Source organism: Brucella sp. BE17 (assembly GCF_039545455.1).
Classification (GTDB): Bacteria; Pseudomonadota; Alphaproteobacteria; order Rhizobiales; family Rhizobiaceae; genus Brucella.
The window spans coordinates 1,340,225-1,364,417 of the sequence record NZ_CP154468.1; the positions used below are offsets into that span (position 1 = coordinate 1,340,225).

The window sequence follows — 24,193 nt, forward strand, 5'->3', positions numbered from 1 at the left end:
AACAAACGCGGCCTCGGATCACCTGAGGCCGCGTCTTCAAAGCGCCGCCATGAGCGGCGTGTAACTATCGTCTTCCCATTCGCATTTTTAAATAACGAGAATCGATCAGATTACGCTTAGAATAATAAAGCGTTAGAGCGCTAATCTGATCCAATCAGATTGGAATACGATCCAGCGAGATTTGTACAATTAACTATATTTAACCTTTAAGTTATCGCTTGCATTTAATTGCCAGCTACGCTTGTTTGTTTGTATAGTTTAATTGGCAAGTTAAAGGATCGGCCATGGCAACCGAACTAAACCGCTACCAACCCTATGCAATTGGGTTATTGCGCATTGTAGCCGGACTTCTGTATCTCGAGCATGGCACACAGAAGGCATTTAATTATCCCATTCCAGGGCCTGAAACCCTCAACGCACTTTCCTTTACATCGGCTGGTCTCGAATTGATCGGTGGTGTGCTTATTATCCTTGGTGTTTTCACCCGACCCGTTGCATTCATATTGTCGGGACACATGGCCTTCGCCTATTTTCTCGCACATTTCCCGAGAAGCTTTTTCCCCGTTGCAAATGGTGGCGACGCAGCAATACTGTTCTGCTTCGTATTCCTTGCACTGGTTACGACGGGTGCAGGTGCTTTCTCAGTTGACAACCGCGCGCGTTAAAGCGCCCCGGCAATGAGCGGCCTGCATTATAATGATTGTGGGCTGTTCATGGTGGGCGCGACAGGGATTGAACCTGTGACCCTTCGCGTGTGAAGCGAATGCTCTCCCGCTGAGCTACGCGCCCTGAAAAGCAAAGATTCTGCTTGTGAGGTGACGCGGATATACGTGGCTCACACAGACAAAGTCAAGCGCCGGGTTTTCCCCGGCGCTGATTTTTTTGAAATGCTTTTTACAGCGATGCCAGACGTGAAGAGGCAGTCTTCTCGAAAGCCTTCTGCATACCGGCATCACGGTTGTAAACATCGTTAAAGTAGCGGATGTTTCCATCCTTATCAGGCCAGGCCGTGAAATAGGAAATATAGACCGGAACAGGATCTGCAACCTTCAAACCGCGTTCGTTTTTGCCAAAATATTTGTCGAGGTCAGAAACCTGCTTTCCCATCACCGCGGCAGCCATTGCCCGGGGATTTTCCAGACGAATACAGCCGTGGCTGAGCGCTCGCATATCGCGCTTGAAATAGGATTTCGCGGGCGTATCATGCATGTAGATGTCGTGACTGTTGGGGAACAGAATTTTCAGTTCGCCCAATGCATTATCAAGGCTCGGCTTCTGACGGATCCCGACATGCGCCTTGCCGGTTGCTACCGCATTCCAGTTAACGGCACTCGCCGACACTTTCTTGCCGCCGACATAAACTTCATAGCCGTTGCGGTCGAGATAGCTGGTATCACGCATGACTTTGGGTAGCATTTCATTGAGCACGATCGAACGCGGCACACCCCAGGATGGGTTGAACACAACCGTCTGGACCTTGTTATAAAAGAAATAGGTCTGATGCGTCGGCGAGCCGATCACCACGTTCATAGCAAGCTTTTCGTGACCATTCTCGAAATATTCGGCGCGATAGGATGGTTGATTGACCATCACATAACGATTACCGAATTCATGCGGCAACCAGCGCAAACGCTCCATGGAATAAAGAATACGATCACGTTTGACCGTATCCTGCTCACCCTGAAGTGCTGCAATGGTGTTCTTACCGATAATTCCGTCCGGTGTGCTACCGGAAAGTTTCTGGTAATCCTCGATCGCGGACACCAGTTTCGGGTCATAGAGATCTGTTTGTGCATGTGCTTGCAACACATCACGATGCTGCGCCATGTAATCGGCAGGTGCGTGTCTGCTGATCAGCGCCACAACACTGTGTAATTGATCGCTCGTATCGCCCGGACGGATAGCGCGGTCAAGGGTGACACGAATGGAAGGTCCTGAAGGGACATCGATTTCCGACAGCGCCTTTTTCAATCCGGCATATTGCGGATTGTCCGGCTGGAAGCCATGCAGATAGCTCGCCGGATCGGTATCGCTGGCGAGCTTTGCCAGCGTGTCCTTCAGGTCAACGCGTCCGCGCGGCAGATCATAGAAACCGCTCAGGCGGTTGGCGATCACGCGACCTTCACCCGCATCCAGTGCGTAACGAAGCGCACGCGCCGACATACGCATTTCGAACTCGGCGAGCTTCTGCTGGCGCTCTTCAATTTGCGCGGGATCAAAATGATCTGCCGGAATGCTAACCGAATATTCATCGGGGTTGAGGCCATCCTCATCGGCTCGAGCAAAAAATGCCGCAAGCGTCTTGGCACGATCCAGAACCTTGCCGTCAGCCGACCACATGAAAGCGTGATTAACGGAATAGTAAGACACAATGGCCTCGGCAATCCGCTTTTCCGCTTTCACATCCACCGATTTGAGATAGGCTGATGCGGCATCGAAAGCACGGCTTGCATCCGTTGCCGTATGTTTCTGCGCACTGCTAGGCGTCATGCCTGAAGCTAGAGGGGCAATCTCAGTCGGTTCTGTGGCGGATGTTACCTGCATATCAAGACCGCTGAAATCGACCTTGACCAGTGCGTCGGGCTTATAATCGTAAACCTGCGGTGCCTTCACTGTTACGCGTTGGGCGGGTGGAATTATGCTTTTTGGAGCTGCTGTCGCTGAGGTGGTGTTTGCTCTCGGCGTGACGGAAGCTGGCGGGACAGGTGCCGGAGGCTGTGCTGCCTGTTGGCGGCGTTGCTGAAACAATTCCATCAGCGAGTTTGCTGCACGCACCTCGGTTATCGGGAGGACGACTGTGGCCGCAAGCGCCAGCATCATCACATTCCGAGAAATTTTCGTGTTCATCCGCATGCGCCGGGGAAACTGCATTTCATCCGCCCAAATTTAATGTCCGCCTCGACGGCGATTCGATCTTCACAGTTATTGGCACCATGGATGAATCGCGTATAGAAAACTTTAACGCTAACGCTTTCTTATGCAACTTATTGCCCGGTTTTGATCACAAATCCTTGAGGCCTTCCTCCTCTCCCTCACCAATTGAACAATGTGCCGCAGTGGCTTCGCCCTCACATCACGTTAAAAGCACTTCAGATTTCCCGCATGCTTTGCATCCGGGCTTTTTGGCAACATATCCCATATGCCGGTCACACGCCGGTTCGGGCAGGCAAGCAAGCAAGGTACCATGATGGCAGAAGCAAGCGCCGCCGATCTTTTCCCCTTGGGCGAAGACGACACCCCTTACCGCAAACTGACATCTGAATACGTTTCGGTCGATACTTTCAAAGGTCAGGAAATCCTCAGCGTAGATGAGGAAGGCTTGCGTCTTTTGTCGGAAGCAGCCTTTGCCGACATCAACCATCTGCTGCGTCCCGGCCATTTGCAGCAACTCGCCAATATTCTCCAAGACCCCGAAGCCACAGATAACGACCGCTTTGTCGCCTATGATCTGTTGAAAAACGCCAATATCGCCGCAGGCGGTGTGTTGCCGATGTGTCAGGACACGGGAACTGCCATCATCATGGGTAAGAAGGGACGGCGCGTGTGGACCGAAGGCGGCGATACTGAGGCGCTCGGTAGTGGCGTGCTCGATGCGTATAACAAGAAAAACCTGCGTTATTCGCAGTTGGCACCCCTTTCCATGTTCGAGGAAAAAAACACCAAGAACAATCTTCCCGCCCAGATCGACATCTATGAGGAAGGCGAAGACGCCTATAAATTCCTTTTTATGGCGAAGGGCGGCGGCTCAGCCAACAAGACATATCTTTATCAGGGCACACCCTCTCTTCTCACCCATGACCGCATGATCGACTTCCTCAGGGACAAGATCTTGAGCCTGGGAACTGCCGCCTGCCCGCCTTATCATCTGGCCATCGTCATTGGCGGCACGTCAGCCGAAGCAAATCTGAAGACAGTAAAGCTCGCCTCCGCGCGCTATCTCGATGCGCTGCCGACCAAGGGGTCGGAAACGGGCCACGCTTTCCGCGATCTGGAAATGGAAGACGAAATCCACAAGCTCACGCAATCGCTTGGCGTTGGAGCCCAATTCGGCGGTAAATATTTCTGCCATGATGTACGTGTTATCCGTTTACCGCGTCATGGCGCGTCGCTTCCGATTGGTCTTGGTGTTTCGTGTTCGGCTGACCGCCAGGCAAAGGGAAAGATCACCAAGGACGGTATTTTTCTTGAACAGCTTGAAACAAACCCGGCCAAATACATGCCGGATATCGATGAAGAAAAGCTGTCATCGCATGTAGTGCGCATCGACCTGAACCAGCCGATGCCAGACATCCTCAAGGAATTGTCAAAGTATCCGGTCAAGACGCGGTTGTCGCTTTCCGGTCCGATTATCGTGGCGCGCGATCTGGCACATGCCAAAATCCGCGAACGGCTGGAAAATGGCGAAGCCATGCCGGATTATTTCAAGAACCACCCGATCTATTATGCCGGTCCCGCCAAGACCCCTGCAGGCTATGCCTCGGGTTCGTTCGGGCCGACCACGGCGGGCCGTATGGATTCCTATGTCGACCAGTTCCAGTCGTTTGGTGGTTCCATGGTGATGCTGGCCAAAGGCAACCGCTCGCGGCAGGTGCGTGAGGCCTGCGCACAGCATGGTGGTTTCTATCTCGGCTCTATCGGCGGACCGGCTGCGCGTCTGGCAAAGGACTGCATCAAAAAAGTTGAAGTGGTCGAATATGCCGAACTTGGCATGGAAGCCATCTGGCGCATTGAAGTAGAAGAGTTTCCCGCCTTCATCGTTACCGACGACAAGGGCAATGATTTCTTCAAGGAATTCAACCTCGACTAATGAAAGAAGCAAAGGGTGGTTTTAGAACCGCCCTTTGCGTCTCAACGCAGAGGCTCGCGGGTGAGGCCCTTCTCAGCCAATTCATCAAGATAGCTCTGCCATCGCTTTTCTTTCTCGGTGCCGAGTTCATGCAGATAGGTCCATGAAAAAAGGCCGGTATCGTGCATATCATCGAAGGTGATGCGGACTGCATAATTGCCGACCGGCTCCATTTTCATGATTTCGACATTGCGCTTGCCGCCAACCGTCACACGCTGTTCGGGGGAATGGCCCTGCACCTCGGCGGAAGGTGACTGAACGCGCAGCAGTTCGGAGCTCAACTCAAAACGCTCGCCATTGTCAAACGCCACCGTCAATAACTTTCGGTCTTGCGAAACCCGTAATTCCGTCGGCCAAACTTCGCTCATCACTATTCTCCGCCTTGAAACATCGGAATTGTGATAAGCTCCGCGCGGAAATATCGCAAGTTCACAGGCTATGCCGGAGTATCTTTGGCCGAGCCAAAACTGGACAATATCCCCACGAAGCCTTATCTCAGACTATGTTGCGGGTTTTCCTCTTACCCCGTCACAGGAAAGTTGGCTTACGCGATGCAAACCGGTCAGGCTCAGCCTCTCGTTTCTCCGATACGTACCATGGTCGATCCCTTCGGGCGCACCGTCAACTATCTGCGCGTCTCGGTAACGGACAGATGCGACTTTCGCTGCACCTATTGCATGGCCGAGCATATGACCTTTCTGCCGAAGAAAGACCTGCTGACGCTGGAAGAGCTCGAGCGGCTTTGCTCCGTATTCATCAACAAGGGGGTGCGCAAATTGCGCCTGACGGGCGGCGAGCCGCTGGTGCGCAAGAACATCATGCATCTGATCCGCCAGCTTTCACGCCATTTGCAATCGGGCGCGCTGGACGAACTGACACTGACCACCAATGGATCGCAGCTTTCACGCTATGCTCACGAGTTGGCGGAATGCGGCGTCAAACGCATCAATATCTCGCTCGATACACTTGATCCTGAAAAATTCCGTTCAATCACCCGATGGGGCGATCTGAACCGCGTCATGGAAGGTATTGATGCTGCGCAAAAGGCTGGACTGCGCATCAAGCTCAATGCGGTTGCGCTTAAAGAGATCAATGAATTCGAGATACCCGATCTTATTCGCTGGACCCATGGCCGCGGCATCGACCTGACGCTGATCGAAACCATGCCGCTGGGCGAAATCGAATTCGACCGCACCGAGCAATATCTGCCGCTTTCGCAATTGCGCAATGATCTGGCGCGCGAGTTTACGATGACCGATATTCCTTACCGCACCGGCGGGCCTGCGCGCTATGTGAGTGTTGCGGAAACCGGCGGACGCATTGGCTTTATAACTCCTATGACGCATAATTTTTGCGAAAGCTGCAATCGCGTGCGTCTCACCTGCACGGGCATGCTTTATATGTGTCTGGGGCAGAATGACGATGCAGATTTGCGTAAAGCGCTACGTGAAAGTGACAGTGACGATCATCTGGGCCGGGCCATCGATGAAGCAATTGGTCGCAAGCCGGAAGGGCATGACTTCGTCATCGAACGCAACCGTCCGGCGGTCGCTCGCCATATGAGCCTGACGGGCGGCTGAAGCAATATTTTTTCGGGTCCGTAAATAATTGTCGCGAAATTAACTTCGGCACGATATGCAGTTGAAAACTGGATTTTGTGCTGTGCCGCAATCAGATAATTTTCGTGCAAGTCTTTATATGCTTCTGGCCATGGGAACTTTCACCCTCGGCGACAGCATAACCAAATATCTTCTCGCTGAAATGAACAGCGGACAGTACATTCTGATCCGTGGATTATTTGCGACGGTGCTGATCAGTTTGCTGGCTTGGCGTCAGGGGGTATTTCGCAAGATCCCTTTAGAACGGATGACGGTTCTGCGTATAGCTGGTGAAGTTCTCGCAACGCTTAGCTATGTTTATTCGCTTGGAAATCTGTCACAGGCTTTTTGTTCAGCGGTTTTTCAGGCCACGCCTCTTGCCGTTACCCTTGCTGCGGCGCTTTTCCTGAAGGAAAAAGTCGGCTGGCGCCGGTGGTCGTGTATTTTGTTCGGCTTTATAGGCGTATTGATTATCATTCGCCCCGGTACAGACGGCGCAGCGGGAATCGTAGCCGTCGCCATTTTGCTGGCAAGTGTCGGTTTCGCATCCCTACGCGACATCGCCACACGTCGTGTTCCTCCGGGGGTTCCTACACTTTACCTGTCAACACTGACCGCAGCCAGCATAACCATTGTCGGCGGCGGGCTCATTATTCCCATGGGCGGATGGCAACCTGTCGGAATTGTTTCGGTTCTCATCATCGCTGGAGCCGCCATATTGCTGCTGATCGGCTATCATTTCATCATTCTTGCCATGCGGCAGGGAGAAATATCCTTCGTGTCGCCATTTCGCTATTCCAGCCTTCTTTGGGCCATAGGACTAAGCATGGCAGTCTTTGGTGAGGCGCCGGATATCTATACGGTCATCGGTTCGCTGCTGGTTGTCGGTAGCGGTATCTATATGGTTTATCGGGAAAACAGCCTGAACAAACGAGAAAGAAACAAAAGCACTCTCGCCTCCATTCCGACCGGCATAGGCCCGAAATGATATTGCTAAACAAAGATTTTGCAGGGGCGATCATCGCAGGTGGTCGATCAAGCCGAATGCAGAATAACGGCATAGCGGGAGACAAATTTCTCCAGCCGCTTGGTTCCAGTCCTGTCATTGCACATGTCGCCAAGCGGCTGAAACCACAGGTTAACCGGCTTTTCATCAATGCAAATGGCAATCCCGCACGCCTGGCAGCACTCGACCTTTCAATCGTTGCCGATAATTACAATAGGCATGGCGGCCCCTTGCCCGGCATATTGACAGCCTTGAATGAGGCGAGAGGTTTTCCGTGGCTGGTGACAGCCGCTGCCGACACACCCTTTCTGCCGCATGATCTGGTGACAAGACTCATCCAGCATCAACTAAAAACAGGCTTTGACATCGTATTGGCAAGTTCTGCGGACCGCGTTCATCCGCTTTTCGGTCTGTGGCGGACCAGCCTGGTCCCTCGGCTGAAAGACTGGCTCTCAACATGCGATAAGGCAAGTGTGCTTGCTTTTGCATGTTTCAACGGTTTTGAGGCCGTAGACTTTCCGTTTCAGACAACCCAAGATGGATCGGAACACTATGATCCGTTTTTCAATATCAACCGTCCCGAGGACCTCGTCACGGCGCGGCGGCTTAATGGGGTGATTGCATGACGCAAAAACTCTTCGGCATTACCGGCTGGAAAAATTCCGGCAAGACCACAATGACCGAAAAATTGCTGCGATGCCTCACCGAGCGCGGCTACCGCATCGCCACCATCAAACATGCCCATCATGATTTCGATATCGATCATGAGAACACGGATTCCTGGCGGCATCGCAAGGCAGGAGCCGCCGAGGTCGCCATCGTCTCGCAACGGCGTTTCGCCATCATGCACGAAAATCTGGATCAGCCTGAGCCAACCTTGCAAGAAATCGTGGCCCGGCTCTCACCCTGCGATCTTGTTCTGGTTGAAGGCTACAAGCGGGAATCACACAAAAAACTAGAACTGCGCCGAACCGGAGGTCATGACGGTCCGCCACTGGCAGCCGATGATCCGGCAATAGTGGCGATTGCCAGTGATTATCCAAGTGATTATCCACAAGCCGAGTGCACACTTCCGACATTCAGCATCGATGCTATCGAGGAAATCGCAGACTTTATCGAAGAGCAGATGGCACTTTGAGGATTGCGTAAATTAATTGCGCGCCCCTCTTGTATTCGAGTGAAAACTTGTAGGAATATCAGTACTCGACTGGATGAAAGAGGCAAGCATGCGAAAAAATATTGCGCATGTTCGCCAGAACCATCTATTGGTAGCTTAAGGGGGCCTGCTACCAGACGCTGATCTGCGGCGAAAGGAATACCCCACAGGTGGCTGAACCAGAACAACAATCAGGGAACCAGCCGGATTTAAAACGAGAGGATTTGAAATGCGCGTTTTAAAGCGTATCGTTACGGCAGCCTCGGTGGCAACCATCGCCGTCATGGCGGGCAACATGACCATTACCGCAGCTAAGGCTCAGGAGCCTCTGAAAATCACCATTGGTACGGAAGGTGCCTATCCGCCCTTCAACTTCATCAAGCCGGACGGAACACTGGCAGGGTTCGAGATCGATATTGCCAATGCGCTTTGTGATGAGATGAAGGCACAATGCACTTTCGTCACACAGGAATGGGACGGGACTATCCCCGCGCTTCAGGCCGGCAAATTCGACGCCTTCATGGCGTCCATGTCGATCACGGAAGAGCGCAAGAAGCAGGTTGATTTCTCGAACAAATATTACAATACGCCTCCCGGTATCGCAGCACCGAAGGATACCGACATCAAGGGCGTGACCAAGGAAGACCTGGCGGGTAAAACAATCGGCGTTCAGGGTTCGACAACCCACGCCAATTATTCGGAAAAGACTTTTACCGACAGCACGATCAAAACCTACCCAACGGCGGAAGAATATCGCCTTGATCTGGCAAACGGACGTCTTGATGCAGTCAATGACGATGTGGTCACACTGAACGAATGGCTGGATTCACCCGATGGCGCATGTTGCAAATTGGTCGGCACGTTCTCTCCGGTCACAGAGATTCACGGTCCGGGCGTCGGCGTCGCTTTCAAGAAGGGCAGTAGCGATCTGATCGAGAAGTTCAATACTGCGATCAAGGCGATCCGTGCGAATGGAAAATATAAGGTAATCAACGATAAATATTTCGATTTCGACGCTTATGGTGCCGAAGACTGATTTTTCATGAAATGTCTGCGCCGGTCTGCAATTTGCTGACCGGCGCATATTGTTTACGGCAGCAGCCTGGCTATTTTTATCAAAGATTGTCCTGGCCCATCTTGCCCAGATAAAGAAAAAGGCGATGGAAAATTACGCCACTTTGTTGAGTTTCGGCCCCGGGGGCTGGGGCTTCAGTATCGCCTGGGGACTTTTGGTCACCATCAGTCTTGCACTGGCGACCCTGCCGGTCGGCCTTGCGCTTGGTTTTCTTGTAGCCCTTGGTAAGCGATCGCAAGAGCCGTCCTTACGACTGGCCGCAAACATCTACACCACCATTTTCCGTGGCCTGCCTGAACTTCTCACACTGTTTCTGGTCTATTTCGGTGCATCGCTGGGATTACAGAAATTGCTGGCGCTGTTCGATATCAATGCCAATATTGAGATCAACGCGTTTGCAGCGGGTATGGTGGCGCTGGGTTTCGTGTTCTCGTCTTATTCGAGTGAAGTGTTTCTGTCGGCTTTTCGCGCTATTCCCAACGGTCAGTATGAAGGCGGTTATGCGGTTGGGCTCACGCGCACGCTCACCATGCGCAAGGTCATTTTTCCGCAACTGATCCGCATTGCCCTGCCCGGTCTGGCCAATCTCTGGCTGGTGCTTTTGAAAGACACCTCGCTTGTCTCGGTCATCACGCTGTCCGACATCATGCGTCAAACACAGATTGCGGCCCGCGTGACCAAGGAGCCGTTTCTTTTCTTCGGCTTTGCCTGCTTGCTCTATCTGGCGCTGGCGATCATTTCGTCCTATTTCATCAACCGCATTGCCCGATGGGCTGATGCGGGCAATCAAAATGCCCGGGGTGCATGACGATGCGCAAAGCTGTCACAAGCCCCGATACAACTATGCTTCCCCCACCAGAAATCAGGCGCTGGACCGGCGCGAGGATTGCGGGCCATCTTATCGTTGCGGTCTGGCTACTGCTTTTTGCGGGGCTTGCGCTTTATCTTTATAACGTCTGGCGTGTTGATCTTTTCGAGACCTATGCACCGCGTTACTGGTCCGGCTTGCTGATCACCCTGCAACTGGTGATAATTTCAATCCTCGTCGGGGCGATCCTGTCATTGCCGGTCACGGCCATGCGCATGTCAAAAAACCGTTTATTGCGAGCCATAGCCTTCGGTTACGTCTATTTCTTTCGTGGTACACCGCTTCTGGCCCAGACCTTCCTGATCTATTACGGATTTGGCACATTTCGGCCATTTCTGGACAGCATTGGTCTTTGGGTGTTCTTCCGCGATGCGTGGAGCTGCGCACTGATTGCCTTCTCGCTCAATACGTCCGCCTACCAAGCGGAAATTCTGCGTGGTGCTATCCAGAGCGTGACTGCCGGTCAATGGGAAGGTGCTGCAGCGCTTGGCCTTTCCAAACGCGTCACTTTCTGGAAGATCATTCTTCCACAGGCCTTGATCGTGGCGCTGCGCCCCTATGGCAACGAAATCATCCTGATGATCAAGGGATCGGCCATTGTCGCCATCATCACCGTGCTCGACCTTATGGGAGAAACAAGACGCGCCTATTCACGCACCTTTGATTTCCAGACATACCTGTGGGCCGCTGTCATCTATCTGCTGATCGTGGAAATGCTGCGTCATATCTGGGATTATCTGGAGCGCCGTCTGACGCGCCATCTCGCCAGATGAGTTAACCCTATATCGTTCCGGTTGGTCTTGCGACTTCCCGGAACGATCTGTTTAATGCACGAAGCATTTATTTCATCATAAAGGCTGGGTCATGCTGAAAATCTGGGGCCGTCAGAATTCGTCCAATGTCAAAAAAGTGCTGTGGGCAGCACAGGAACTGAACCTCGATTACCAGCGCTTCGATCTCGGCGGGCATTTCGGCGGTCTCGATAATCCCGATTTTCTGAAATGCAATCCAAACGGCCTCGTGCCTCTACTCGAAGACGGTGAGACGGTTCTGTGGGAATCCAATACTATCGTCCGCTATCTCGCTGCCGTTTATGGCAAGGGTAGCCTATGGATTGACGACCCGGCACAACGTGCCCAGGCTGAAAAATGGATGGATTGGGCATCGACAACGTTGGTCAATGATTTCCGCGATGTCATTCAACATCTGGTGCGATTGCCAGATGAAAAGCGTGATCCGGCAATCGCACGCCGTGCCGCCGAAGGATTGGCGCGTTCCATGACGATTGCGGAAAACGCGCTTTCCGAAGCACCATGGTTCTCAGGCCAGTCTTTGGGCATTGGCGATATTCCGCTCGGCGTCATCGCCTATGGCTGGTTTGGCCTATCCATCGAGCGGCCCTCCCTGCCCCGACTGGAAGACTGGTATCATCGCCTTCAGGCGCGCCCTACCTATCGTTCGACAATTATGATCCCGATCACATGAGCAAGCCTTAATGGCACTGCCTGGTTCGGAGCCACACTTTCGTGATTTATGACTGGAGGATTAAACCTATGACGACCACTGCAAAAGTAGCCTTTCTCGGTCTTGGTGTGATGGGCTACCCGATGGCAGGCCACCTCAGAACCAAGGGGGGGCACGAGGTCACGGTCTATAATCGCACGCTCAAGAAGGCTGAAAAATGGGCGGCGGAATTTGGCGGCAGTTTTGCGCCAACGCCAGCGGAAACCGCACGTGATGCCGATTTCATCTTTGCCTGTGTCGGTAATGATGACGATCTTCGATCCATCACGCTTGGTGCTGACGGGGCATTTTCCACGATGAAGAAAGACGCAATCTTTATCGACAACACGACCGCTTCCGCAGAAGTGGCGCGCGAACTCGCCGCTGAAGCCGAAAAGCGCGGCTTTCATTTCATCGACGCGCCTGTTTCCGGTGGGCAGACTGGCGCTGAAAATGGTGTTTTGAGTGTTATGGTCGGTGCATCGGAGCCCGTCTTTGAGCGCGCCAAACCGGTGATCGACGCCTATGCCCGCTCCATAGGACTGATGGGACCGGTCGGATCGGGGCAATTGGCCAAGATGGTCAACCAGATCTGCATTGCCGGTCTTGTGCAGGGATTGGCCGAAGGCATCCACTTCGGCAAGCGAGCGGGTCTCGACATCGAGAAACTGATTTCGGTCATTTCCAAGGGCGCTGCCGGATCGTGGCAGATGGAAAACCGCTCGCCTACGATGAATGAAGGCAAATATGATTTCGGCTTTGCGGTCGACTGGATGCGCAAGGATCTTGGCATTTGTCTTGATGAAGCCAATCGCAACGGCGCGGTTCTGCCGGTAACAGCACTTGTCGACCAGTTTTACAAGGAAGTGCAGCTTAACGGCGGCGGCCGCTGGGATACGTCCTCGCTTTTGTCGCGACTGGAAAAATAGTCATAAACGTCGATTGATATCACAAAACAAAACCCCGGAAGACCAACCGTTCTCCGGGGGGTTTTTTATATTGGTTATTTTACCGGATCGCGGCTCCCGATACCCAGCAACTGATAAAGCAGCAATGCGGCAAATGTCGATGTTCCAATACCGCCGATGCTGAAACTGCCGATTGTGAGGGTAAAATCACCGGCACCAAAGATCAACGCGACACCGACCGTGAACAGATTGCGCGGGTCAGAAAAATCGACATTGTTGATCACCCAGATACGCGCCATGGCCGAAGCAATCAGGCCAAACACCGATACGGCAAGACCAGCCAGCACGGGTGCGGGAATCGTCTGCAAAATCGCACCGAATTTTGGTGACAGGCTGAGAGCGATGGCGATAACGGCTGCAATGACGAAAATCAGCGTTGAATAGACTTTGGTCATGGCCATGACGCCGATATTTTCAGCGTAAGTCGTAACGCCCGTGCCGCCGCCGGAACCCGAAATCATGGTCGCAACACCATCCGCGAAAAAGCCGCGTCCGATGTAGCGGTCCATATTCTGCCCGGTTATGGAGCCGAGCGCCTTGATATGTCCAAGGTTTTCCGCAACCAGAACAATCGCCACTGGTGCAATCAGCGTGATGGCTGACCAGTTGAATTCCGGTGCCACAAAATGCGGCAGGCCGAACCATGCAGCATTTTTCACAGTGGTAAAATCGATACCCGGCAAAAGCGAAAACACATTGCCAAACAAAAGCACGAGGCAATAGCCAATGGCGAGCGCAATGAGAACCGAAAAGCGCTTCGTGCCTTTGGGACCATAAGCAGACACCAGCGCCATGCTTAAAACCGTCAGCAGGGCAACCGTGATATGTGCGCCGCTGCCTTTCAGCTGCCCAACGGCGACGGGTGCCAGGTTAAGGCCGATGGAAACACCAATAGCACCCGTGACGACCGGAGGCATCAGCCTTTCCACCCAGCCTGAACCGACGCCCATCACGATAAGGCCGATCACAGCATAAAGCGCACCACAGGCGATAATGCCGCCAAGCGCCAGACCAATATTTGGGTTGGGTCCGCTACCGCCATAGCCGGTAACCGCAATGACCACAGCAATGAAGGCAAAGGAAGAACCAAGATAACTCGGCACACGACCGCCGGTTATCAGGAAAAACAAAAGCGTACCGATACCGGAGAAAAAGATCGCAAGATTGGGATCAAAGCCCATCAGCAGGGGCGCGACAATCGTGGAACCGGACATGGCCAGCAAATGCTGCACGCCCATCGGGATTGCCATGGAGGTTGGCAATCGTTCGTCCGGTAGAACGACTGCGTTTTTTTCCGAAAGTTTCCATTGAGGAAAATAGGACATGAAGGATCTCTTTATTTTTATGTTATGAGATCACTTATCGCTATTTTTGGCGTTGTTTCCAGCAATTAATTCAAAACAAACTGGCGCAAAATCGTTGCGCCAGCCTATTGATATTCATAATCCGCTTTGATCAGAACTTGACCTTGGCCATCAGCGAAAGACCGCCGACAAAATCGTTTCCGAATTCACCCTTCGAGCCGGTGAGATTGGGACGACCGTCAACAATCGTATCGTCGAGTTCACCTGAGGTCAGCCAACCTGCCGCACCAGCCAGACGAATTTCAAACTGATCATTGGGCTTGTAATTGGTGCCAAGACCAAACAGCCAGATATCAGTTTGTGACGTCATGCCTGTCGTGGTGCCGCGATCCCAGGTCAATGTCCCGGCAACCGACCATTGCTCGTTGAACTTGTGGCCTACACCGCCGCTTACCGTCCAGCCATCCTGATAATAAAGATTGAGGCTGGTGATCTTGGTGCCAGTCGGCACGATCCGGCTGTCGGAGGAACTGAAATCCACAGATGTAAATGTCGACCAGTCCGTCCATTTGATGGAACCAAAGGCAAGCCAATCGGGTGCAATGCCGGTCTGGAATTTGAATTCGACCGATTGTGGGGTTTCAATACCGCTCTTAACGTTGATCGGCATGCCAAGTCCCGTAGCGGGGTTCAGGGCCAGATTATCAATGGTGCCTTCGAGATCATATTTGACCTTGGACTGGTAAACAACACTCGCGCGGATGGCATATTCTGGAATTTCGTAAGCCGCACCCAGCCGCCAGCCGAACGATTCATCTTCCACATCCAGCGAAGCAACACGCCAGGTACCGCCGAAAGGATGACCGGTTGGCGGAATGGCTTTCGACTGCTCGCCGCGCAATTCCTGATAGCTCAGACCGCCGAGAATGCGGAAATAGCTTTTTTCACCGGCTGCAAAACGGTAGGAGCAGTTCACGCCATAGTCGTTGGACGAAATCTTCTGCTCGGACGCAACAAAACTGCGCACCGTATCCAACCCGACATTGGTATGGATACCCCATGGCTGACGATACTGTGCCGCACAGGCCAGATCTTCCGTCAGATCAAATTTTGCCGAGACTTTCGGCACCCAATAGCTTTCGGCTTCATCGACTTCGGTGCCAAAGGGCTGTCCACCCTTGAAGGGATTGCGACCACCCGTTGCGGCACCAATGGCAGATCCGCGAATATTCTTCAGCTTGCGCTGCGGTGCCACAAATGTGCCCGTTGCCTCAACCGCATTCCCTTGTTCAAAAAGGATATCGAAATCCTGCGAACTGCGCTCAAAACCGCCCGCATTCGCTGCAACCATACTGCCCAAGAGTATAGCCGCTGCTCCCCCTAACTTCACGCCACCAACGCTCATAGATGTCCTCCCACAACTAACGGCATTAACGTTGACGCAAACGTAAATCAGGTTCGAATAGACCTGCAATACGCAATTGGTTGGGATGGATCGTCGTCCAGAAACCGAAATGATCAAAAAACTCTAAAATTCATGCGCAGTTCCTCTTTTTGAAACGTGTTTTGGAAAAAGGCGTTCAATTTAAGCGTGATTTTGCCTTTTTTCAGCCGCTTTTCGGCTTTGTGGCGAAAGAGCAACAAAGCTTAAAAACAATCTAAAATAAGTGGCAACGGCCAATATCCAGCGATCATAAAACAAAATGCCCGGCAACGTGTTCACGCTGCCGGGCATCTGATTCGATATGTTCAGTTTGCGTAGAACGCATTCAACCTGCTTCGCGTATGCGGGCCTCCGCCGTTGCAACGCGCGCTGCTGCTTCCTGCAACTCGACCAGACGCTCACGCTCTGCCGCCACAACCTCTTCCTTGGCATTGGCCACGAATTTTTCGTTCGAGAGTTTTTTCTCGATCCGATCAATATCGGCAGCAATTTTGCCCGCTTCTTTGGCAAGGCGTGCCGCTTCCGCCTTGAGGTCGATCAGGCTCCCAAGCGGAATGCATATCGTCGCCTCACCCAGCAGCATCTGCGCAGCCCCCTTGGGGGCCTCAACCGCAAAAGACACCGTTTCAACACGAGCAAGACGTTTGATAGCCGCGTCATGACGATCAAAACGCTCTTTTGTCGCATCATTTGCATCGAGAACGACCACGGGTGCTACCGCACCAGCTGGCACGTTCATTTCTGCGCGCACTGACCGAATGCCGGTGACGAGATCAACCAGCCAGTTGATGTCGGCTGCAGCCTCATCATCGGCAAAAGACAGTTCTGGCCATTGCGCTAGGGCCAGAACGCTGTCGCGTGTTTTGCCCTCACCCGCCGTCAGTTCCCAGAGCTCTTCAGTCATAAACGGCATGAACGGATGCAGAAGCTTGTAAATCTCATCAAGGCAATAGGCAGCCGTTGCCTGTGCTTCCGCCTTGGCCGCTTCGTCCTCACCCATAAAAATCGGCTTCAACAGTTCCAGATACCAGTCGCAGAACTGGTTCCAGACGAAACGGTAGGCACTGCTTGCCGCATCGTTGAAGCGATAGCCGACAATGCCTTCGGTAACCCCTTCGGTCGCCTTGGTAAGTTCCGTCAAAATCCAGCGATTGACCGCAAGTTTTGCATTTTCGGGGCGGAAATCCGGGTCAAGTTTTACGCCGTTCATCTGCGCAAAACGGGTGGCGTTCCAAAGCTTGGTGCCAAAATTACGGTAACCTGCAATACGTGCTGGGTCGAGTTTCACGTCGCGGCCCTGCGCTGCCATGATGGCAAGCGTAAAGCGCAGCGCATCCGCACCATATTCATCCATCAGTTCCAGTGGATCAATCACGTTGCCCTTGGATTTGGACATTTTCGCGCCGTGCTTGTCGCGCACCAGAGCATGGAGATAAATGGTATGGAACGGGATTTCATCCATGAAATGCAGGCCCATCATCATCATCCGGGCAACCCAGAAGAAGATAATATCAAAGCCCGTTACAAGTACGCTTGTCGGATAATAAGTGGCAAGCTCCGGTGTCTTGTCGGGCCAGCCCAGCGTCGAGAACGGCCACAGACCGGAAGAGAACCAAGTGTCGAGAACATCTGTGTCACGCTCCAGCGCAACATCCTCGCCATAATGAGCGCGTGCGGCAGCTTTTGCCTCTTCTTCGCTCTTTTCCACGAAAAAATGACCGTCCGGTCCATACCACGCCGGGATCTGGTGTCCCCACCAGAGCTGGCGCGAGACGCACCATGGCTGGATGTTTTCCATCCACTCAAAATAAGTCTTTTCCCAGTTTTTCGGCACAATCTGCGTACGGCCATCGCGAACCGCCGCCATTGCTGGCTTGGCCAGTTCGCCCGCATTCACATACCATTGGTCAGTAAGATAAGGCTCGATCGGCACGCCACCACGATCGCCATGCGGAACCATATGCGTGTGGTCCTCGATCTTTTCGAGATAGCCGCGTTCATCCAGCAGCTCAATCAAACGCTTGCGGGCCGCAAAGCGATCAAGCCCGTCGAATTCGTGAATGACGGCGGTCAGTTCCGGTGTCAGTTCAAGCCCTTCAAGGAAGTCGATATTCCCCTTGAGCGTAATGTGCGCCGAAGGTGTGAGAATGTTGATGGCGCGCAGATCGTTGCGCTTTCCGACTTCAAAATCGTTAAAATCATGCGCAGGCGTGATCTTGACAGCACCTGAACCCGCTTCAGGATCGGCATAATCATCACCAACAATCGGAATGCGGCGGCCGACCAGCGGCAGAACGACATTATTGCCGAGCGATGCATGATACCGCTCATCATCTGGATTGACCGCCACGCCACTATCACCGAGCATGGTTTCAGGCCGCGTGGTCGCAACCACGATAAAGGTAGCCGGATTTTCGGGATCGAAAGGAATGTTTTCCAGTGGATAGCGCAGGTGCCAGAGATTGCCTTTGATCTCGCGCGATTCGACCTCGATATCCGAGATTGCCGTTAAAAGCTTGGGGTCCCAGTTGACCAGACGTTTGTCGCGATAAATCAGGCCCTGCTTGTGCAAGGTGACAAACACTTCGACAACGGCACGCGACAGGCCTTCATCCATGGTGAAGCGCTCACGTGACCAGTCGCAGGAAGCGCCAAGACGCTTGAGCTGATTGGCGATCATGCCACCGGATTCAGATTTCCATTGCCAGATGCGCTCGATGAATTTTTCACGTCCCATCGCATGACGGTTCGGCTCACCACGCTCGGAGAGCTGGCGTTCGACAACCATTTGCGTCGCGATGCCTGCATGGTCCATACCCGGCTGCCATAAAACATTCTTGCCGCGCATGCGTTCGAAGCGGACCATGATGTCCTGGATCGTGTTGTTGAGTGCATGCCCCATATGAAGCGATCCAGTGACATTGGGCGGCGGAATGACGACGGCAAACGGATCGGCCCCCGGCTTTGCGCCCGCTCCCGCTTTAAACGCGCCCGCCTCTTGCCAGCGTTCAGCAATTTTCGGCTCTGTAGCCGCAGCGTCATAGGTCTTCTCAAGCATGGAATTATCCGGATTTCTTACGCACTAAAAGGATTAGGCGCTCAATAACAACAAACGGCTGAAAAATCACGCCATAATCAACTTTCAAAATGATTATCGCTCCACATCACTTGAAATAAAAGTGAAAACCCGCCTGCTTGCGGCAGGCGGGTTTTGATTATAGCCGATCCGCATTCAAATACATTGATTGCCACGCACCACGCGCTCTATTTCCTCGCGCACCAGCCGTTCCACGAGCGGCGGCAGATTATTGTCCAACCACTCATGCAGCATCGGTCGCAACAATTCGGTCGCGATATCGTCGAAAGAACGGCGCGGAGCCGAATGAACAGCGTGGTTTAAATCCGCAAAAGCCTCCGAAACCTGCCGTTCGACGGCTTGCGACAGAATATGGGGTACCGATGCCATCTCCTCCTCCGAAACTTCGTTGCTCGAACCGGTCTCTTCCGTCTCTTCGATGACAGGCTCAGTCCGGGGCGGCATCAGTGCAGAGGGTTTCTCGGGTTCGGTGTCCAGAAAACTCTCCATGGCCTCAGCGATCCCAGTGTCAAGCGACTGCTCGATTTCCGTTTCAGAAATCGCCACATTTTTGTCCTCAGCTTCTGATGGAGCAGCCGTCGTCAAACGGTGATCGTCGTTTTGCGCATCAAGAATAATATCGTCTTCATCATCGAGCAGCTCCCGCGATTGGGACGCCGAAGTGGGAGACTCGCTCACAGGACCGCGCAGAACGGACTTATTCGGAAAATCATGATGTGCAGAGGTAGCCTTTACAGATGGGTCGCGTTCGATTGTTGACGCCTCCTCACTGGGAAGTGGGCGGCGAAATTCCGCAACTGCTCCGCGCAACCCGCTCTCCTGTTCAGGACGGCTGCTGCCAGCATCACTGTCTTCGATGATCCGGCGAATGGAAGCCAGAATTTCTTCCATCGACGGCTCGCGTGCTACGCTGGATGCCTGTGCCATAGTGACCATTTTCCCTATCTGAAATAGAGTGTCGCGCAGACTTGATTGCGCAATATTTCAAAGCCCTGGCGGAATCCGTCTTTTCAGGCGGCATCCGGCAAAAGACAAAGAATCAATGCTTCAAGGGTAGCGAACCTTCGTCAATTTGAGAATCCCCCCACCAGATGCCAGCAACGCAACCCACAGCTTTATCCATTTATTAACCAATATCCGATCGAAGGCGGCCCCGCCTTCAAACGAAAACGGCGCCCGAAGGCGCCGTTGAAACACGAAACAGAGCAATCAGCGCCCGTCGGGAGTGCGCAAACCGATCCATTTATCCTTGACTGCCTCGTAATGCTCTTCAGGCTTGTACTGCGCGACCTGAAGACCAAGCTGCTGGGCCGTCATGCGACCGGTCGCGTTCAGAAGCGCGTAGCTTGCGACCACTTCGTCGTGTTCCGCCTGAACCAGCGCGATCTGCGATGTGACGAGATCATTTTGTGCATTGAGCACGTCCAGTGTGGTGCGCTGGCCGACATTGCGCTCCTCGATCACACCGTTGAGTGCAAGCTGAGCGGCGGCGATACCATCACGAGTGGCTCGCACCGTGGCGCGCGCTGCCTCATATTGCGACCATGCCGAATTGATTGCCTCGCGGACCTGATCACGAATGACATCGACTTCGATGCGTGCCTGCCCGAGTTGCTCCTTGGACTGGCGAATCTGCGCAGAACTACGCCCACCGGTAAAAATCGGAATACTGACATTAAGACCGACAGAAGCCGTAGTTCCATCAACGGAATTGCTTATGCCTGATCTCGACGTCTGCGAATAGGTATTAATGTGGCCTGCGTCTGCCTGTAGGCCGACAGTCGGAAGCAGCGCGCCTTCTTTGGCCTTGACGTTAAAACCAGCAGCATTGACGGCATATTGCGTCGCAAGAATACCCGGATGACCGGTCTGGGCTAGCGAAAACGCCTGACTGGGTGAGCTCGGCAGATGTTTGGCTGCCGACGCTGTGGATAGTTTTCCGGGTTGCGTGCCCACAACGCGTACATAGGTCGCTTCCGCCGATTTAACGTCCGCACGGGCTGCGTTGAGTTCGGCGATTGCTGTTGAACGATTTGCTTCGGTCTGCGCGACATCGGTACGAGTACCTTCGCCGACATCCAGACGCGCCCGCGCTGCACGCACCTGCTCGTTCATCGCAGCAAGGTTCTTTTCGCGCAGAACGGCGATGCGGCGCTTCTGGAACACATCCATATAAGCAGCGACTGCGCTATAAAGTGTATTCATTTCGTCGTTGAGCAGATTCTGCCGCTGGGCAAACACCTGCGTTTGCGCAGCCGCCACATTGTTCTTGGTCTGAAAACCATCAAACAGCAATTGGTTCAGCTGGACGCCGACTGTGCCGGCCGTTGTGTAGCTCTTTCCCACACCCCGGCTGCGGCCAATATTATAAGACCCTGTTATCTGCGGACGACGAGCGGATTTGGCGATCGCCACGTTCTCGTCTTCGATGCGCACGCCGGCACGTGATGAATTCAGCGTTGCATTGTTCTTGTACGCGTTGACCAGCGCCCCATTCAACGTATCAGACCACGCGACCTGGCCCGTTAAAACAGTGCCGGACAATAATGCTGCGACAGCCGCCAGTCTCTTGCATGTTTTAAACACCGGGTACCTCATTTGGGAGCAAACATATTCATTAATCGAACCGATCAGTTCGGGATTCTAATAACCCTTAAAATCGATTATTTCCATCGCCCCGCCCAGAGCATTCACAAAGAAATTCCTAGTCGTTGCAGAATTGTACCAACGCCGAATTAAAACTCGAACTGGGGAACACGCTCGAAACCCGGTATGGGTTGAAGCGCAGTGTTGAACGCCATGCGTCCAGATGCAACCCCATTTTCTTTGACGTAAAGGCGCGCAACTGCGGCGTTTCCACGTCCTTCTACGGCAACGAGACGCCCCCCCTCTTTCAACTGCAGGAAAAGCGCGTCAGGCACGGTATCGACACCACCTTCAATCAGGATCACATCATAGGGCGCTTCCGATGCATAGCCTGCAGCCATATCGCCGGAAACGATCACGACATTGTCATAGCCGAGTTCGGCCAGTCGCGCCGTCGCTGAGGCTGAAAGAACAGAATCGCTTTCAAGCCCGATGACCGAACCCGCAAGCTTGCCCAGTATAGCTGACGAATACCCAGAGCCGCAGCCGATATCGAGTACGACATCGTCGCTGCCAACCCGAGCAAGCTGAACAAGTTTTGCGAAAGGCGAAGGTGCCATGAGGTAGCGCCGTCCCGAACCATCGCTCTCCAGAAGCAGGTCTTCATCCATGTAAGCAACGCTCTGGCGGACCGCGGGCACAAAGGCCTCGCGCGGAACTGCCAGGAATGCATCAATGACCTCCAGATCGGTCACATCCGTGGTACGAATCTGGTTATCGACCATTTTCGTACGAAGATCCTGAAAATCGGCTGCCATAGCCCTAAACCCTTCCTGTCGCGCCACGCGATAATTTCAAAGGTCTCTTGCACAGAATGCACAGTCCGACTGACGCCGCAAGAGCCTGAACGATGTTTGCCGATGATGTGGCAAAAATTACCGATCCAGTCAATAAAACTCCCCGTTACGGCACAGCTTGACTTTGCGACCTATGAACACAGGCACATACCGCACCACCTATGGAAGCTCAAAAGAGCGCAGCCGCGAGGCTTACAACAAAAAAAATCCCCAACCATGGAAACAAATCGCGCACGGGATTGTTTGAGATATGTCTGCGAATGGAATCATCTGTTCGTATGCGGTAATTGCCAGTCACAGGAGGGAGCCTGAAATGGCCAGAACCAAACAACGCAACCTTGACGATCTTTTTTACGATACGCTCAAGGACATTTATTATGCAGAGCGTAAAATATTGAAGGCACTGCCGAAGATGGCGCGCGCCGCCAACGACGAAAAGCTAACGCAGGCTTTCGAGAAGCACCGTGAACAAACGGAGGGGCATGTTGAACGGCTACAGAAATGTTTTGAAATTCTTGGCAAGCGTGCACAGGGCAAGACCTGCGATGCCATAGAAGGTATTCTTTCCGAAGGTGAAGAAATCATCGAAGAATTTTCCGGAACCGCTGCCCTCGATGCAGGTCTGATCTCTTCAGCCCAAGCGGTCGAACATTATGAAATCACCCGCTACGGCACCTTGAAGCGCTGGGCCGAAACGCTTGGCTACAAGGATGTTGCAAACTTGCTCGACCAGACCTTGCAGGAAGAAGGCCAGACCGACAAGGATCTGACGAAACTTGCCGTCAATTCTGCAAATCAGCACGCCCAGGCGGCATGATGGGGCTTAATAAGGGTCGGCAACCGGCTATGCAGATATCCGCATCCTGTCTGTCGACCCGCATTATTGATTAAAGAGCTTTTATCATGTCCGCGCAAAGGAGAGGAAAATCATGAAGGAGGTTGACCCGAAAGAGGCGCGTCAGGGTTTCAAAGGACGGCGCATCCTGTTGATCCTTATAGCGAGCCTCATCCTGGCGATGCTCGTTTGGGGCGCAGTCGAGTTCTATGGACAAATGAACCCCGGCCGCGGATTTATGGATGATGATAGCAGGCCACCTTCTACCACCGAATCGCAGCCTCCCGCATCCGGCACAGCACAATAATACTAGCCAATGCCGCACTGGGCTTGCACTCAATGCGAAACTTCAACGTTTGATTTTTGTATTATCGCGTCGAATATGGTGGGCGATTTATCTGCGAAAGCAGATCTTCATCGCATTGGCACAAGTTATAATGAGGTTAGCCGCACGCTCACCTTCTCGTAGATAGGAGCTAAGTGATGGCGGTAAAAATTGATCCATAAGCCGCCAGTGCCGTTGGGCGATCATCTTGATGACAGAGCCGAACGGCGACCTGGCGGCCTCGATAAAAATCACGAGCCTATTGTCGGACCATCCTCATAGCCTGGCCATTCGTTATCCGGGATATCCCTGAAACTACCACCTTCGACGCCATCAATTTCATACTTCGTCAGGAAGCTGCTGAGCGTAAGACCGAAATCGTCAGACCGCTTCTGGTGTTTTCCTTCTTCTATAAGACTTGGAAGGAACGAAACGATCACACCGTCACCTGCCGCTGCCCAACCGAGCGCACCGGCAAAGACCGGAACAATATTCGGCACCTTACTGATAAGATCAGGCAGCAAGGCATTTGCGGCACCATCTTGCAGTACCTCACCCCCCCCTACCCACTTTGTTATGCGGGCTTGCTGGAGTTCAACTCCAAAATCGGCATGCCAGTTGATACTGACGACACGCCCAATAGTACGACGAGGAAGCGGGGGATTAACTTTTTTCGCCATCGCACCGGCAGGCGTCTGCCGGTGCTCGTGGTCAAGTATTGGCTG

General features: G+C 53.1%; 22 protein-coding genes and 1 tRNA gene. 13 read left to right on the plus strand and 10 right to left on the minus strand.

Going from position 1 to position 24,193, the window contains the following annotated elements; translation table 11 throughout:
- Positions 1-284 precede the first annotated feature (284 nt).
- Positions 285-665 carry a DoxX family protein gene (locus AAIB41_RS17535; protein WP_343315272.1) on the plus strand — a complete coding sequence of 127 codons (381 nt, stop codon included), beginning with the start codon at positions 285-287 and terminating at the stop codon, positions 663-665.
- A gap of 49 nt (positions 666-714) precedes the next feature.
- On the opposite strand, the gene AAIB41_RS17540 is transcribed toward AAIB41_RS17535, so the two are convergent.
- Both AAIB41_RS17540 and AAIB41_RS17545 read right to left on the minus strand, forming a co-directional pair.
- Positions 715-789, minus strand: a tRNA-Val gene (locus AAIB41_RS17540).
- Positions 790-894: 105 nt separating this feature from the next.
- Positions 895-2,871, minus strand: coding sequence for a L,D-transpeptidase family protein (locus tag AAIB41_RS17545; protein ID WP_343315273.1), 1,977 nt, complete (start codon positions 2,869-2,871; stop codon positions 895-897).
- Positions 2,872-3,187: 316 nt separating this feature from the next.
- On the opposite strand from AAIB41_RS17545, the gene AAIB41_RS17550 reads away from it, so the two are divergent.
- Entirely contained in the window at positions 3,188-4,807 is a 1,620-nt protein-coding gene (locus AAIB41_RS17550; RefSeq protein WP_343316114.1) for a fumarate hydratase, read from the plus strand.
- 41 nt (positions 4,808-4,848) lie between these two features.
- On the opposite strand, the gene AAIB41_RS17555 is transcribed toward AAIB41_RS17550, so the two are convergent.
- A complete protein-coding gene (locus tag AAIB41_RS17555; protein WP_343315274.1) occupies positions 4,849-5,214 on the minus strand; it encodes a DUF971 domain-containing protein in 366 nt (121 codons plus the stop codon).
- Positions 5,215-5,397: 183 nt separating this feature from the next.
- On the opposite strand from AAIB41_RS17555, the gene moaA reads away from it, so the two are divergent.
- The 9 genes from moaA (at position 5,398) to AAIB41_RS17600 (ending at position 12,981) form a co-directional block, all read left to right on the plus strand.
- Entirely contained in the window at positions 5,398-6,426 is a 1,029-nt protein-coding gene (moaA, locus tag AAIB41_RS17560) for a GTP 3',8-cyclase MoaA (RefSeq protein WP_343315275.1), read from the plus strand.
- Between the two features lie 118 nt (positions 6,427-6,544).
- Positions 6,545-7,432: a DMT family transporter gene (locus tag AAIB41_RS17565; RefSeq protein WP_343316115.1), complete on the plus strand. Its 888-nt coding sequence runs from the start codon at positions 6,545-6,547 to the stop codon at positions 7,430-7,432.
- Positions 7,433-7,434: 2 nt separating this feature from the next.
- A complete protein-coding gene (gene mobA, locus AAIB41_RS17570; RefSeq protein WP_343315276.1) occupies positions 7,435-8,076 on the plus strand; it encodes a molybdenum cofactor guanylyltransferase MobA in 642 nt (213 codons plus the stop codon).
- Positions 8,073-8,588 (plus strand): molybdopterin-guanine dinucleotide biosynthesis protein B, encoded by a 516-nt coding sequence (mobB, locus tag AAIB41_RS17575; protein WP_343315277.1) that lies wholly within the window; start codon positions 8,073-8,075, stop codon positions 8,586-8,588. Before mobA ends, mobB begins: the two co-directional genes overlap by 4 nt.
- A gap of 247 nt (positions 8,589-8,835) precedes the next feature.
- On the plus strand, positions 8,836-9,642 hold the full coding sequence (locus AAIB41_RS17580) for an ABC transporter substrate-binding protein (RefSeq protein WP_343315278.1): 807 nt from the start codon (positions 8,836-8,838) through the stop codon (positions 9,640-9,642).
- 124 nt (positions 9,643-9,766) lie between these two features.
- Positions 9,767-10,489 (plus strand): ABC transporter permease, encoded by a 723-nt coding sequence (locus AAIB41_RS17585; protein WP_343315279.1) that lies wholly within the window; start codon positions 9,767-9,769, stop codon positions 10,487-10,489.
- 2 nt (positions 10,490-10,491) lie between these two features.
- Positions 10,492-11,322, plus strand: a complete 831-nt coding sequence (locus AAIB41_RS17590) for an ABC transporter permease (RefSeq protein WP_343315280.1) — start codon at positions 10,492-10,494, stop codon at positions 11,320-11,322.
- A gap of 91 nt (positions 11,323-11,413) precedes the next feature.
- Complete coding sequence (locus tag AAIB41_RS17595) at positions 11,414-12,034, plus strand: glutathione S-transferase (RefSeq protein ID WP_343315281.1); 621 nt, start codon at positions 11,414-11,416, stop codon at positions 12,032-12,034.
- Positions 12,035-12,102: 68 nt separating this feature from the next.
- Entirely contained in the window at positions 12,103-12,981 is an 879-nt protein-coding gene (locus tag AAIB41_RS17600; RefSeq protein ID WP_343315282.1) for an NAD(P)-dependent oxidoreductase, read from the plus strand.
- A gap of 74 nt (positions 12,982-13,055) precedes the next feature.
- On the opposite strand, the gene AAIB41_RS17605 is transcribed toward AAIB41_RS17600, so the two are convergent.
- From AAIB41_RS17605 to AAIB41_RS17630, 6 genes are all read right to left on the minus strand, one after another.
- A complete protein-coding gene (locus AAIB41_RS17605) occupies positions 13,056-14,345 on the minus strand; it encodes a solute carrier family 23 protein (protein ID WP_343315283.1) in 1,290 nt (429 codons plus the stop codon).
- 130 nt (positions 14,346-14,475) lie between these two features.
- The gene (locus tag AAIB41_RS17610; RefSeq protein ID WP_343315284.1) at positions 14,476-15,729 is read right to left on the minus strand and encodes an OmpP1/FadL family transporter; all 1,254 of its coding nucleotides are present in this window, start codon (positions 15,727-15,729) and stop codon (positions 14,476-14,478) included.
- Between the two features lie 364 nt (positions 15,730-16,093).
- Positions 16,094-18,826, minus strand: a complete 2,733-nt coding sequence (locus tag AAIB41_RS17615) for a valine--tRNA ligase (RefSeq protein WP_343315285.1) — start codon at positions 18,824-18,826, stop codon at positions 16,094-16,096.
- A gap of 174 nt (positions 18,827-19,000) precedes the next feature.
- Positions 19,001-19,792 (minus strand): PopZ family protein, encoded by a 792-nt coding sequence (locus AAIB41_RS17620; RefSeq protein ID WP_343315286.1) that lies wholly within the window; start codon positions 19,790-19,792, stop codon positions 19,001-19,003.
- 282 nt (positions 19,793-20,074) lie between these two features.
- Positions 20,075-21,463, minus strand: coding sequence for a TolC family outer membrane protein (locus AAIB41_RS17625; RefSeq protein WP_343315287.1), 1,389 nt, complete (start codon positions 21,461-21,463; stop codon positions 20,075-20,077).
- 137 nt (positions 21,464-21,600) lie between these two features.
- Complete coding sequence (locus AAIB41_RS17630; RefSeq protein ID WP_343315288.1) at positions 21,601-22,269, minus strand: protein-L-isoaspartate O-methyltransferase; 669 nt, start codon at positions 22,267-22,269, stop codon at positions 21,601-21,603.
- Between the two features lie 352 nt (positions 22,270-22,621).
- On the opposite strand from AAIB41_RS17630, the gene AAIB41_RS17635 reads away from it, so the two are divergent.
- A complete protein-coding gene (locus AAIB41_RS17635; RefSeq protein ID WP_343315289.1) occupies positions 22,622-23,125 on the plus strand; it encodes a ferritin-like domain-containing protein in 504 nt (167 codons plus the stop codon).
- A gap of 112 nt (positions 23,126-23,237) precedes the next feature.
- Positions 23,238-23,450 carry a hypothetical protein gene (locus tag AAIB41_RS17640; RefSeq protein WP_343315290.1) on the plus strand — a complete coding sequence of 71 codons (213 nt, stop codon included), beginning with the start codon at positions 23,238-23,240 and terminating at the stop codon, positions 23,448-23,450.
- Between the two features lie 269 nt (positions 23,451-23,719).
- Here the strand turns inward: AAIB41_RS17640 and AAIB41_RS17645 are convergent, their stop codons facing one another.
- A complete protein-coding gene (locus AAIB41_RS17645) occupies positions 23,720-24,148 on the minus strand; it encodes a hypothetical protein (RefSeq protein ID WP_343315291.1) in 429 nt (142 codons plus the stop codon).
- Positions 24,149-24,193 lie beyond the last annotated feature (45 nt).